Here is a 14,234-nt window from a genome sequence, read left to right as displayed (position 1 = left end):
CGATGAATCTGATCCGCGAAATCTGGCAATCGATCGTACGGCGGGATCCGCTGTCCACCGACAAGGGGAAGTCCGAACTTGTCTTTCTCAACGTCTGGTTGCACATCCATCCAGCCAAGGTGAAGAAGGAAAACCTCAAGTTCAAACATACCTATTTCCTTGGTTTCATCACCTTCTTTCTCTTCCTGATCTTGCTCACCACCGGCATAGCCCTGATGGCCTACTACAGGCCTTACCCATCAGCTGCCTATCAGGACATGAAGGATCTCCGTTTCGTTGTCTTCATGGGGCCGTTCCTTCGCAACATGCATCGCTGGTCGGCGCATGGAATGGTGATCTGCGTCTTCCTGCACATGTGCCGCGTTTTCTACACCGGCTCATATAAGAAGCCTCGGCAATTCAATTGGGTGATCGGCGTCTTCCTGCTTTTGCTGACTCTAAGCTTGTCGTTCACCGGCTACCTGCTGCCGTGGGATCAGCTCGCTTACTGGGCTATCACAGTAGGTACCAATATCGGCAGCTATGCACCGCTTGTCGGCGGCCAGGTTCGTGAGCTTTTGCTCGGCGGACATAGCGTTGGAGAAGCAGCTCTGCTGCGCTTCTACGTTCTGCACGTGGCCGTCCTTCCGGCGCTCATCATTCTTTTCACCATTGTCCACTTCTGGCGTGTCCGCAAAGATGGCGGCCTCTCTCGGCCCGTCTGGAAGTTGAAGCCGCAGATGCAGGAAGCTTTGGTCACGATCGGTGCTCCAGCAGAAGTAACTCCCCTGAAGACGCAGGCGGCAGCGCAATCCAAGACCTACGGGCTCATGGAGGTCGTCACAGGAAAGCCGATCTTTGAGACCATCTCTCCGGAGGAAGAAGAAGACACCGTCTTCTCTTATCCTTACGCCTTCGTACGCGAGGCCGTAGTACTCATGGCGACCGTCACGACCATCATGACCATCTCGCTGTTTTTCAACGCGCCTCTAGAGGAACTCGCTAATCCAGCCAAGACGCCGAATCCCGCCAAGGCGCCTTGGTATTTTCTCGGATTGCAGGAACTGGTCAGTCACTCCGCCTTACTTGGCGGTGTAATAGTCCCCGCGCTAATGGTGATCGCACTAATCGCAATCCCATACTTTGACAGGAATCCCAGCAGGCGCCTTGCCGATCGCAAGTGGGCTCTCTGGATTTATACATTCTTCGTTTTGGTGAATCTCATCCTGATTGTGGTTGGTACCTTTTTCCGCGGTCCGGGATGGGCACTGGTTCCACCGTGGGTTCACGTTGTATCGGGAGCTGAGTAATGGAACGCAGACTACAGCAGCTCTTTTTCGCTCTTAGCATTCTCGCGCTCGTATTGATCGTCGCCGCTGCCTGGCAGGCAAACACGCCGTCGTGGAAGACCTATCAGCACAACTTTCTTCAGCTTGAAGCGCAGGAAGAACCCAACGCAATTACCAAGGCTGCTGTTCTAGCCACGCCGCCTGAAGTTCATCAGGTAATGTTGACAGGACTGCAGCGCGTCGATCGCTGCACAACGTGCCACCTTGGCGTTGAAGACCCGACGATGAAGAACGCGCCCGAGCCCTACCGCTATCATCAAGGCCTCGGCCCGCACATTCCTTCCAAGTTCGGCTGCACAATCTGTCACGGCGGTCAGGGATTAGCTACCGAAAAAGACAGCGCACACGGCAATGTCGAGTTCTGGCAAACGCCGCTCCTGCCGAAAGAGTACGTTCGCGCCTCTTGCGGACGTTGCCACAAAGAAGGGAACGTCCCCGATGTCCCGGAACTCACGGAAGGTCGTCATCTCTTTGAGACGCAGGGCTGCCGTGGCTGCCACAAACTCAACGGAGTAGGCGGCAGCATCGGCCCCGATCTTACTGAAGAAGGCGCCAATCGCCGTTCTCCGGAATGGCTTGAGCGTCATTTCCTCACGCCGAATGCAGTCTCTTCCGGCTCGGCCATGCCTAACTTCCACTTCACCAAGGAGCAGGCACGCGACCTCACTTACTACATGCTCTCACTGACGAACGAAGAGATGGGAACCTACTACTCCAGTGTGCGCCTAATTCCCAGTCCCGAGTATGGGCGCCAACTGTTTGTTGAGAAGAACTGCATCACATGTCATTCCCTTGGCGGAGTTGGTTCAAAGACGGGCCCTGATCTTCTTGGCGTGACGAAGCGGCATTCCATCGAATGGCTCGACGAACAACTCGTGAATCCAGAATTAGTCTATCCGGGTAGTTCAATGCCCGAATACGATCTTGAGACCAATGCTCGCAAGGCACTCGTTGCCTTCATGACGACTGCCACGCCAGACGACATGCAATCAATTTTGTCGAAGCGGACGCACGCACTCACACCGGAAGAAGTAGCCATTGAGGCGGGTAAGCAGGATTTCGCGCGCTTCGGATGCGTGGGCTGTCACGGAACTGAACTGCAAGGCGGCGTGGCTAATCCGAATGCACAAGGCGGCGAGGTACCAAGTCTGCTGCACGTCTCCGACGACTACACAAAAGACGAAATCATCGCCATCATCCGCAATGGCCGCGTGCCGCCCAAAGACAACACCGCTGGTCCAACGCCTCCGCTCTACATGCCCTCGTGGAAGAGCGTGCTGAGCGATGAGGACATCAACCGCATCGCAGACTACTTGTGGTCGAAGCAGCAAAAGAAAGAGGCGTGGTGATCGTCATTTCTTCGGCGTTCTGTGCGAATTGAACAATGAAGTCAGATGCCGTAGCAACTTGCTGCGGATGATTCTGATTACACAAGGTCACATTTTATGAAGTTGTTAGATCGCATCCTGCTATTTGTCGCGCCGGTTGGTTTACTGTGCTTGATCTTCGCAGCGGCCACTACGGGGCAGGCTCCGGGCACCATGCAGGATGCAGGCCACTCGCCCGTCCGGCACGTCTATCCTCTTCCCAGAAACCTGAAAGCGCTGCCCCGCGACCTGACCGGACAACAAGTTCGCAACATCATGGAAGATTGGACGCGCGCGCTCAATGTGCGTTGTGACTCGTGCCATGCCGACGCAACAGAAACTACCCTCGCTGATGACGATTCAGGACTCAACTACGCCGATGATTCCAAACCATTGAAGGAAGCTACGCGTGCAATGTACAGAATGACTGAAGTCATCAATTCAAACTACATCGCGAGCATCGACAACTCTGGAGTGCCAGTGACGTGTGGCACCTGTCACCGCGGTCACATTGGACCCGAGCCTTATGATGGACCGCCAGCCGTTGGGTCGCGTCCATCTGCGGAACCAGCGGCTTCGGCCTTAGCCGGAGTGAGCCTTTTTCAATAAACAGCAGGCGACCAGAAGGGTCTTTGCCAAACTAAAAACTGATCAGTCAATTCCGCTCGTTAGTTGTATGTATAGGATCTTCCGAATTTCGCTTCACCCGCCCGCTCAGACGCCCTGTGCTGACCGAGTCGAAAAATGCCTCTAATGCACCGATAACGTGATTGTAGTCGTCGATGTAATGATCCCCGAAGTCCCAGTTACCGTCACCGTGTAGTTTCCAGCGGTTGTTCCTGGAATGGTCGTAGTGCCTCCGCCTCCACCGATCGATCCGCCGCCTCCGCCGCATGCGAGCACACTCTCAACGAGAATCATCAGCAGTGCCAACATGCCAAGCACGTTGCGCGAACTGCGCCGACGCGTAGGAATGCCGAGGAACAGCAGGCATGCCAGCACCGCACCGCCTGCTCTGAACCACAGACTTGAGGGCCGCTGAGGATCACGCATCATCGCGGTAGTTGCCGCCTTGGTCGTGATGGTGAGCGTAGCTGTGCCTCCAGTCGCGTCCGTAACATTCACAGGGCTCGTAGTCCCGAAGCTCAATGTTGGTAGATTCTGAGCGCCTGCCGGATTGCTTGTGATGGCGGCTGTCATCGTGACATTTCCGGTGAATCCTCCCGTGGGACTTATCGTGATCGCCGAAGTGTTGCCGGTGGTCGCACCGGCCAGAAACGAAGGATTGGAACCAACTAGGTTGAAACCTGCGGGAATTGGGGTTGTGACACTGATGATCCCGAAACCCGAACCGGCGAGATAGTTCGCATCGCCACTGTAGTCCATATTGAACGAGTCGGTGCCGACCGCCAGTGTGTTTGCCGGAATAGTGATACTGGCAAAGCCATTGTTAAGCGGAGTTGCGGCAGAGGAGTAGGTGCCGCTGGTGAATGTAACCGTACCCGTCGGCGCAGGGATGGCACCTACCGTATAGTTGCCGCCTACGGCCACAGCGAGAGTCAGTGACTGATTGACAGCAATGTCAGCACTCGAAGGATTCACTTGAACAATCGACATCGCGATATAGCGCACAAGGCCGGACGCTGTTCCGCTAGTGTAGATAGAATCGCCAAGGTAAGTTGCGGTTACAGAATTCGACCCGCCAGGCAGATTGTTATTTATGACAAAGGTAGTGGATCCGTTGACGAGGGGCTGAGAGCCCCAGCTATTCCCACTTATCGACAGAGAGACGTTTCCGGTCGGAGTTGGGCTTCCGCTCGCGCCGGCAACAACGATGGGAATCGAGAACGGGTAGCTGGTTTGTATCCCTGCGGGCGGGGTTAACGACACAGACGGCGTGATTGTACCCGAGGAGATCACCTGCAAGGTGTACCCAAGGGAATTGTTGTTGTAGTTCTTGTCGCCGCTGTAGACCGAGTTCAGGACCACTGAGCCTATTGGCAAAGTGTTAGCTGGAATCGTGATTGTGGCCGAACCGTTCACGAGCGGCACCGCAGATGAATGGAAGAGTGGAGAGGAAACGACGAAAGCTGTGAGGGTAATCGTTCCGGTCGGTACCGGGTATGTTCCTGACTGCGACACGGAGATTGTTACCTGTAAAGGCTGATCGTTCTTGGCCGGGTTTAGCGATGGCGTCACGGTCATCGCTGCGGCAGCGCCGTTGACAGTGATAAGGTCTCCGGGAGACGGCTGGGATGCCGCATAGTTTCCATCTCCGCTATAGGACGCCGCGATGTTGTGCTGGCCCGCTCCCAGTGCGCTTGTGGTGTAGGTCACCGTTCCGGTGGCAATGGCTGTGGCGCTTCCGGCTGTCCCATTGATGGGAAGAGTCGCAAGCGTCGTATTTGCGGTCTGATCGGTAAGCGTAATCGTGCCGGTTGGCGCGGCACCCAGGCTGTCCAGGGTGGTGAGATTGTAAAAGTTGACCAGCTTCGCGTTGATGGTAATGGAATCGCCGAGATTGATGTAAAAAGATCCGGAAGTATTGAGCAGGACTTCCGTCATCATTGGTTGCACCGTAAGCGCCACAGGCGCGCTGGTGCTCGCCTGGAAGCTCGCGTCACCCGGGAATACCGCCGTCAGACTGTCACTGCCGGGCGTGATGGTGGAGGTTTGCAACTCCGCAATTCCGTCGCTCCCCAGCGGAATGGTCCCGAGCGTCGTGCTGCCATTCTTGAACGTGATCGTCCCGGTCGCGTCTCCATTCGGATTCGCAGCTGAGGCGCTGTTCCCATATGGCTGTGCATCGATCAGGTAGATATAGCCGTATTGAGGTGGCGATATTCGGCTCCCAGAGGCCGGCTCATAGACTCCCTGCACGGTAAGATTCGTCGAACTCGTCTCCGCGCTCACCTTAACCGGAATTAAATTAGAATCGCTCTGTGCAAATGTCGGGCTGCCGCCATAGTGCGCGGATACGCTGTAGCTGCCTCCCGGCAAGCTCTCCGTCGTTCCGGAAGCAATGCCGCTCGCGAGCGTAAACGACCCAATACTCCCGCTATTAGGAACAGTGGCTGGATTGATGCTGTCCACCAGCGCCACGTCTCCTGCCGGAGTGCTACTGCTCGCCGTCACGTCCACATTCACGGCAACATTGTTTCCATGCGTGATGCTCAGGGGTGCGGTCGATCCATTTAGCGTCAGAGAAGAACTCGTTCCCACAAGTCCCGCACCTGCCCAGTTACTCAACATCTGTGTGGCGTCCACACTGCCAAGCCCCGAAGCCTCGTCAAAGCCTGTTCCGGCGTTGTAACCGGTGATGAAGTAATAGCCCTTTCCATTCACCGCGCAATCGGGAGCCCAGTTCTCACATACAACTGAATTGTTACCTGTCTGGACATCGTGGAAAACCGAGCTGTAGTGATTCTTCGCCAGGTCGTATAAGGCATAATCAGCCTGCCCGATGCGGCCGCCGGTCTTCTGCTCGAGTAGCGCGAGCATGCCAGCAAAGGCCGGCGCAGCTGCCGACGTTCCCCCGATTCCGGTCAGATAGAAGCTGTTGCCCGTGGTTGGAGTACCGGTGCAGTTAGGGAGTTGCGTTCCGGACGGGCTATAAAGCTGGTCGGTACACAATCCCCAGGCCGCACCATACAGTCCGTTGCCTGCTAGAAACGACACATCCGGCAAATTGCGCCCTGTGCTTGAACTCGCAAAACCCGCTTGCCAGCTCGGAACCGGGTACCCGGCCGAACACACCCCTCCACTCTGTTGCACGCATGCGCTCGTTCCGCCACCCGCCGCCACAATATTCGCGTTGGAGCCATACTGCGTTGCTGTCCACGGAACATTCGCGCTAATCGTGGTGTTGTATCCCTGGACGGTCGAGTCATTCCATGGGCGTTCCGGAATGTACTTGAGCGCACTCCGATGGTTGGGCAATGTATTGTTGACGTCCACATATTGCGTAAAGCTCGATGGGAAGTTGCTGTAAAGGGTATCGAAATCCGTCCCACCTACCGCGATGTTGTACGGCGTGGATGCCAACGCATTCACTGCAAGTCCCAATTGCGCTATCAACCAGACGTTAGGGTTGTCGCATCCGGCTGATCCGCTGTCCCCACTCGATACCGTGACGGAAATCCCCTGGGCTGCGGCCTGCTGCCAAAGGTTATAGATGAATTGATTTCCGGCAACTCCCTGGTCCGCCTCGCAGCTTCCGAAACTCACATTGAGAATATCGGCCTTGTTGTCATCGATCGCCCGCCCGATCGCGAGGAACAATCCCGCATCCAGGTATGTATTCGCCGCTGTGTAAAGAATCACATTTGCATTCGGAGCGATTCCACCCGCAACCTGCGTATCAAGATACGCCTCTATCGCGTCGCCGTTCTCACCGGGATCCGTCCCATCGACAACCACGGTTGTTGCCTTCGCCGGCAGTCCGAAGGTCGCGCGATAGTTCGCATTTTGTTGAAGATCGATGTTCGAGTCACCCGCGATCCCGATCGTTACCCCGGTCCCATCAAAAAGCGTCCCGCTGTGATTCGCATTGAATGTAGTCGGAGTGTCGTAGATTGTGGCTGCATCGGCTGGGCCCACAAAGATCGTGTACCCGTTGGTCGTATCGCCCGTTGTGTATGCGGGTTCAATCCGCTTTGTCTCCGGGTTGTAGATACCTGCGGGGCCGCGGATGGCATTCGGTCTTGGATTGAAATCGTTCAGTCTGGCCACTCCGGCCACTACCGGTGCTAATGCTGCCGGTATCTGCGGATCAGAAGTATTCGCCCAGTGCCGCACTCCATTCACGAGATAGCTGTGCACCGAGGTGTGAAATGCCGTTTGCACCTGCGCCGTCGTACCGGAAAACTCGAGCGACATCCGACCTGGCGCGACTCTGTTCACACGGAACCCCTGGCCCGCCAACCATCCTTCCACCTTGGCCAGATCCGCATCGGAGACGCCGAAGCGTGCGCCGAATTGCTCCGGTGTTAGCCACTGGTGATAATTTGGTGAACTCACATCGTGAACCGAATTCAGCCACGTCTGGAGAGACGCTTCCTGCACTGCACTCCGCGTCAACACCAGAATTAACCGGCGAGCGACCTTCGATTCCGGGGCTGGGCCAATATCATTTCTTGGTTGCGCCAGCGGATGCGTATTGCCCCGCAGTGTATGCAACGAGGACTCATCGATACGCGCCGTGATCCGGGATTGCACGGCGGAACTTGTTGGCATCTGTGCCCGGGCCGGCACTGCGCATCCCATTGCGTACCCGAGACACAAAACAGCAAAAAGAGAGAACCACGGCCGTCCAGCAGTCATTGCAGTCAACACTTCCCGCCACCAGTCACACGAGCCCCTGGAGACGCTTTCCACAGCAGGAAAGATTGAATTCATTATTTGCGGGCGAGTCTACCACATAGAAGAAAACTCTCGCTATGACCGCCTTGGGTCATTCCAAAGTGCACTTCACCGAAACTAGCTGGCGAGCAAATCCGAAGGTGGCACACTTATTGCGATTTTGATGAGTTCATGGCGATCCAAATCACAGAATGTCTACGACGAATCAAGCTATAATCCCGGCCATGTTTCAGCAGAAGCTGGCCAATTTTCAGAAGCTCAGCCGAACTGATTTCGTCTCGAACCTCTCCACGTCGATCAGCTCTCCGCGTCGCAATTGCTCAACTCGTGCCTTCCGAATCGCCCTCAACATACCTGCACCCATTCGATTAACGCCCGAAGGGGCGAATGGTGGCCCGCACACAAAAGTGTTACTAACCGCTTCACCGCTATCGGAATACAATTCCGTCAGGTCTCCGCTCACTATATGAAACTCTCAGGTCTTTGCCTTTCCGGCATTCTTGTCTGTCTTGCCTTGTGTTTCCCTGTTGCTTCGATCGCGGATAGGGCCGCGCACAAAACGCGGATATCGATTCCACTCACATTCGAGGCTAACAACGGCCAGGTGGCCACCCAGTACCGCTTTGTCTCGCGCCACCAGGGAGTACAAGGACTGTTTTCTCTTTCAGGGCCTGATTTCCTCATACCGTCTGTAAAAGGCGGATCTCGCTTGATCCAGATGCGTTTCGACAAAGCTTCAGAAACTCGCGAACTGAACGGCATTGCCATGCTGCCCGGACATGCTAATTACTTGCTCGGGTCCGACCACACTAAGTGGATCCGCGGGATAGCCACCTATGGAGAAATAAAGTACAGAAATCTCTACCCCGGCATCGACCTTGCTTTTCACGGTCAGGACAATAGGGCGCAACTGGAGCACGATTTCCTTATCGCCCCTTATGCCGATCCCCGCGGCATAGCCTTTGGCTTCGGCGCCAAAGAATCCGTACGTATCAACCCGGCTGGCCAATTACTTGTCGGAAACGGGGATCATCCAATCACTTTCGATCCGCCGCAGGCGTGGCAGGACACACGAAGCGGCAAGGTCCCGGTCGCAACTTCGTTCGTTAAGAAGGGACCTCACACCGTAGGTTTCCGCGTAGGCAGATATGATCCCGCTCAGCCTCTGACCATCGATCCAGTGCTTCAGTTTGCCACCTACTTAGACGGAACAACTCAGGACGTCATTACCGACATTGCAACCGATCCGAGTGGCAACGTGTACGTTACAGGCTGGACCTCTTCGACCGATTTCCCAACAGCAAGCGCGAAACAGTCGCAATTGGCATCAGCCCCCGACGCCTTTGTCGCCAAACTCGACCCCACGCTGCACACGCTTCTGTTCTCAACTTATCTTGGCGGTACGAATAGCGATCAAGGCCAGTCAATCGCAGTCGATACGAGTGGCAACGTCGCGGTGAGTGGCATTTCAAGTTCTAGAGATTTTCCTGCTGCAGGGAAGCTATCTAGCACCATCAGTACCTTCACCACTACATACAATTTCCTCGCATCGTTGACCGCTGATGGGTCTAGTCTGCGTTACTCCGGCTACGTCGGAAGCACAGACGGCGCCTACGATGACTACAATCCTCGGCAGAATCGCGTCGTCTTCGATCCGAACGGCAACGTCTACATGTCGGGGACGACGGAAGATCCGACCTACCCGTATACTCCTGGCGCATATGGCGGCCTTCCCGCTGCTTATCCAGCAGATCCGACGCTTTTCGTGCTCAAAGCCGGCAAGGATGGGACCATTCTTTACGGCGCGACCATTCCTGAGTTACCACAGCAGCAGAACCTTGGGACTGGTCACCGCATCGACCTCGGTGGCTTAGCCGTAACACGAATGGCGAAGTGGTCATCGGGGGTACAACCGGGAACGTCCTTCCAGTGACCAGCGGAGTGCTCCAGCGCGCATTCCCTAATGCCGTGACCGGCATCTCTGGCTACGTTCTCAAACTGAATGCGGCGGGAAGCGCCCTTGTCTTCTCGACATACCTTCCTGGCACGGATGCAGTCGAAGGCCTTGCGCTCGATACTTCAAATAATGTCTACACCAGCGGGATGACCCAAGAAACCAACCTCCCCGCTCAGTCCAACGCCTTCCAACCAACGTTTGGCAGCATCGCGACGTGCGACTGCTGGGATGGGTTCATTTTCAAGCTGAACAACAATGGCACGCAGGCACTCGCTGCTACTTATTTCAACGGAATCACCACCTCGTCAACCGGCTACTACGGAGCGTCCACCGTTCTGCGCGACATTCGCGTGGACAGCATTGGGAACGTCGCGGTGGGCGGAATTACGGGCGCAGCAAACCTGCCGCTCAAGAATCCTCTCGTTTCTGTCTACAATTCGATGGGTCTTCCTGCGATCAACAGTTCACTCATGTTGGCACGCTTCACCGGGGATCTGAGTAGCTTGCAGTTCAGCAGCTATCTCGGCGCAATTGACAGCAGCGCGAGTTTCAATGCGCTTACCGTCGATCCCGACGACCGTCTGCTCATTGCCGGCGGCATTCAGTCGAAACTGTTCCCGACTACACCGGGTGTCTACCAGCCGGTGGCTCCGTCACCGCAGACCGCCTACACGGTTCTCAATTATCAGTTCATCGCAAATATAGATGTGTCAGTTCCAGCGCCGTCCTTGTGTTTCGATTCAACAACCCTGGCATTCGGTACGATCCCGGTTGGCACTTCGTCACAGGCTTCTCTGAATCTTACAAACTGCGGCAACGCTGCCCTGACCTTGTCGAGCGTTCAGTCCTCAAGTTCGCTGTATACCGCAACCAACAACTGCAGTGCGATTGCTCCAGGTTCAGCCTGCAAGGTTCAAGTCACCTACACGCCCACAGCGGTTGGCGAGACCGACGGCACACTGACCATCGCAGGCAACATGGCTATCTCGCCCCAAGTTGCCTCCTTCACTGGCGCGGGAGGAGTCCCCTCGGTTTATTTTCCAAGCTCGATCACCTTCAGCGATCTGTTGGTCGGAGAAACCGGCTCACTCGGCGTGCTTGCAGTTACTAACTCCGGCAGTGCTCCGTTCGTCTTATCGAGTGCAACCGTAACCGGCGATTTTCAGATTACGCAGAACACATGCACATCTCCCGTACCTGCTCGCGGAAATTGTCAAATCACAATGAATTTCAGCCCTACTGGCGCGGGAACGCGCATCGGATCGCTGATTCTTCAGGACAACCTCACTCCTCCCACGCAGGCGATTCAGCTCACTGGAAACGGACTTACCACTGCGCCCGTGCCGGTGATCACTGCTATCCCGGCGATCGCTCAGATTACCTCCGGCGTGGGACAGGTGGGGATTATTGGTACCGGCTTCTTTCCAAACTCCGTCGTCTATTGGAATGGAGTCGCGAAGACTACCTACTACGGAAGCGAGGGCTATCTGGCTGCTCAACTCACAGCGGCCGATCTCGCCCAGATTGGTGAATCATCTGTAACCGTCCGCACTCCCGCGCCGGGAGGTGGCACCAGCAATGCGTTCCAGGCCGTCGTCTACGGCCGCATGCAGAACCTCCAGGTCCTCCACACGGTTTACGATCCGGCCACATCGCAACTTTATGCCAGCATCTCCAGCACCTCGTCCCAGAACGCCAACAGCGTGGTGATCATCGATCCTGTCGCGATGCAGATCACCGGTACGCTTCTCACTGGCGGAAAACCAGATGTTCTTGCGCTCTCTGATGATGGAACCCTCTTGTACGTTGGGCAGGATGATCTCCAGTCCGTATCACAAATTGCTCTGCCATCTGGAAAGGTCAACTTCACTGTTCAGCTTCCGCCAACATCCGATACTTTCCTCTCGTCCTACGGAATCGAAGCATCTGCCCTTGCGGTCGTTCCGGGCAAACCGCACACGTGGATTGTGGGACTCTGCTACATCAATGTCAGTCCCTGCGGTGGCGGAGCTGTTATTTACGACGATTCGACGATGCGCCCAGTCGTGGCCGAAGGCACGCAGCTTACCGCAAACAGCTTTGCCTTTGTGAATGATCCAGGCACTATCTTCTCCACTGAATTCAATCAGAGCCCGCCTGACGTCTCGTCCTACTCGATCTCGTCGACTGGAATTACGCATACCGCCGTGAGTTCATTTGGCGCTTCAGCGGGAGGCGCCACACTTGCAAGCGACGGAACTTTACTCTACGTGGCCAACGGTCAGGTCATCGACCCAGCCACGCTGACCGTGAAGTACACCTACCCGCAGGGAAGCGGTGGAGGCTTCGCGCTCGATCGAGCGAACTCCCGTATCTTCTTTGGCGGTAGCTCTTACAGTCAGTATTACGGAGCCTTAAAGCTCACAGTCGTAGACTTGGCCTCTAAGTCCACCATTGGAAGTATCTCGTTCCAGGAGTATGGCTACACCATTGATGTGCAGCGCTTTGGAGTGAAAGGTGTCGTTATCAACCAGGGGAACGAGCTGATCTTCGTTCAGACCAGCCTGACAAATTCATCCACGACCCCACCCACAGTTACGGTTACGCCTTCAAGTCTCAGCTTCGGTTCGCTAACAAAAGGAACCAGGAGCGCCGCGAGCACCGTCACTCTCAAGAACAGTAGTTCGGTGCCGTTGAATATCAGCAGTATCAGTGCCTATGCGGGCGACTTTACGATGAGCACCGACTTCGCACAGACCAACAATTGCCCAACAGCGCTTGCGGCTGGATCTTCGTGTGCGATCGGCGTGACTTTCACCCCCAGTACTACGGCTTACGAAACCGGCCAGCTTACGATCTACGACGATGCACCCTCTGGGAATCAGATCGTTCCGCTCGATGGCACCGGCGTAGCCGCCGCAACTACGTATTCCGCAACAGCTACTCCGGCCAACCTGACCTTCGCCTCCCAATCTGTCGGGATCGCCAGCGGTTCTCAGGCTGTGACGCTTACCAATACCGGAACAGGAGCGCTCACAATTTCGCGCATCGCGGCTACTGGAGATTTTGCCGAGACAAACAACTGCGGTAGCTCGCTGCCCTCCGGTTCTTCGTGCGCGGTCACCGTCACCTTTACACCCACTGCCACGGGCAACCGCACCGGTCAGCTCACCATTAGTGACAACGCGACAGCTGGATCGCAGACCGTTAGCCTTAGTGGAACAGGTGCTGCCTCCGCATATACATATTCCGCTTCGGTCACGCCGGCCAGCCTGACCTTCGCCGCGCAGGGACTGCAGATTACAAGCGCAGCGCAAACGGTCACGCTTACCAACACAGGAACTGGAGCGCTTACGATCTCGAGTATCACCGCCCAGGGAGATTTTGCAGAGACCAACAATTGCGGTGCCAGCATCGCGGCGGGCGCAGCCTGCAGCGTCAATGTTACATTTACGCCCACCGCGTCGGGCAGTCGAGGTGGTCAACTCACGATCTCGGATAACGCCACGGCAGGTCCGCAAACCGTTGCATTGAGCGGCGCCGGTACTTCGCCGATCAGCGTAGCGCCTTCGGCCACTGGCGGAAACTCAGCTTCAGTCGCCGCTGGATCAACGGCAACATACAATCTCGTTCTTAGCTCAAATGGCTACGCGGGCACTGTCACGCTCGCCTGCGCCGGAGCCCCGGCCTATGCCACGTGCACGCCGAGTCCCGCTTCTACCTCGATCACGGCAGGACAAACCGCAACCGTGAAGGTTACGGTCACGACGGCAACTACGAGCCAGTCAAGCCTTTTGCTGCCGGGACGCGGTAGATCAGAACGCAGTGGCGCGGTTGTCGCAGGTATAGGTTGGTTCCTGATTCCGGCACTCCCTCTGCTTTGGATCACTCGTCGCCGCGCCATGCGCGCCGGCCTGCTGGTCGCGCTGGGCGCGGCAATGATCGCCAGCCTTGCAGGCGGCTGTGGCAGCGGTGGGGGCTCAACCTCCAATCCGCCTCCAACCACGCATGACACGGCACCGGGAACCTACACCCTGACGGTTACTGCAACCGCCGGGGCAGCCAGTTCGACCGAGCAACTCACATTGGTGGTGCAGTAACCTCTTCCGGATAAGTCAAAAGAGCGAGTCGCCAACATCTCTATTCAATGTCGGCGACTTGCTTCTAGAGCGGCCCTCCGCTGGACTCGGGTGGGCGGATCGTAGAGTTGCTCGCCGTTTCATAGGTTTCGCTCTGGTGTTC

At 56.2% G+C, this 14,234-nt stretch carries 6 protein-coding genes; 5 read left to right on the top strand and 1 reads right to left on the bottom strand.

What is annotated here, in order from left to right:
• Positions 1–2: 2 nt before the first annotated feature.
• The 3 genes from P8935_RS17450 to P8935_RS17440 all read left to right on the top strand — a co-directional run bounded on the left by P8935_RS17450 (position 3) and on the right by P8935_RS17440 (position 3,304).
• Positions 3–1,289: a cytochrome b N-terminal domain-containing protein gene (locus P8935_RS17450; RefSeq protein ID WP_348261577.1), complete on the top strand. Its 1,287-nt coding sequence runs from the start codon at positions 3–5 to the stop codon at positions 1,287–1,289.
• Positions 1,289–2,677, top strand: coding sequence for a c-type cytochrome (locus tag P8935_RS17445; protein WP_348261576.1), 1,389 nt, complete (start codon positions 1,289–1,291; stop codon positions 2,675–2,677). The genes P8935_RS17450 and P8935_RS17445 overlap by 1 nt, the downstream gene beginning before the upstream one ends.
• A 96-nt stretch (positions 2,678–2,773) precedes the next feature.
• The gene (locus P8935_RS17440; protein ID WP_348261575.1) at positions 2,774–3,304 is read left to right on the top strand and encodes a c-type cytochrome; all 531 of its coding nucleotides are present in this window, start codon (positions 2,774–2,776) and stop codon (positions 3,302–3,304) included.
• A 141-nt stretch (positions 3,305–3,445) separates the two neighbouring features.
• On the opposite strand, the gene P8935_RS17435 is transcribed toward P8935_RS17440, so the two are convergent.
• Positions 3,446–8,017, bottom strand: a complete 4,572-nt coding sequence (locus P8935_RS17435) for an Ig-like domain repeat protein (protein WP_348261574.1) — start codon at positions 8,015–8,017, stop codon at positions 3,446–3,448.
• A 505-nt stretch (positions 8,018–8,522) separates the two neighbouring features.
• Between P8935_RS17435 and P8935_RS17430 the strand changes: the two genes are divergently transcribed.
• Together P8935_RS17430 and P8935_RS17425 are read left to right on the top strand one after the other, a co-directional pair.
• On the top strand, positions 8,523–9,989 hold the full coding sequence (locus P8935_RS17430; RefSeq protein WP_348261573.1) for an SBBP repeat-containing protein: 1,467 nt from the start codon (positions 8,523–8,525) through the stop codon (positions 9,987–9,989).
• A complete protein-coding gene (locus P8935_RS17425; RefSeq protein ID WP_348261572.1) occupies positions 9,986–14,092 on the top strand; it encodes a choice-of-anchor D domain-containing protein in 4,107 nt (1,368 codons plus the stop codon). The genes P8935_RS17430 and P8935_RS17425 overlap by 4 nt, the downstream gene beginning before the upstream one ends.
• Positions 14,093–14,234 lie beyond the last annotated feature (142 nt).

The organism is Telmatobacter sp. DSM 110680 (genome assembly GCF_039994875.1).
In the GTDB taxonomy this organism is placed as follows: Bacteria; Acidobacteriota; Terriglobia; order Terriglobales; family Acidobacteriaceae; genus Telmatobacter.
Note: the sequence above shows the minus strand (reverse complement) of the source record. Positions and strands in the feature narration are given on the sequence as shown.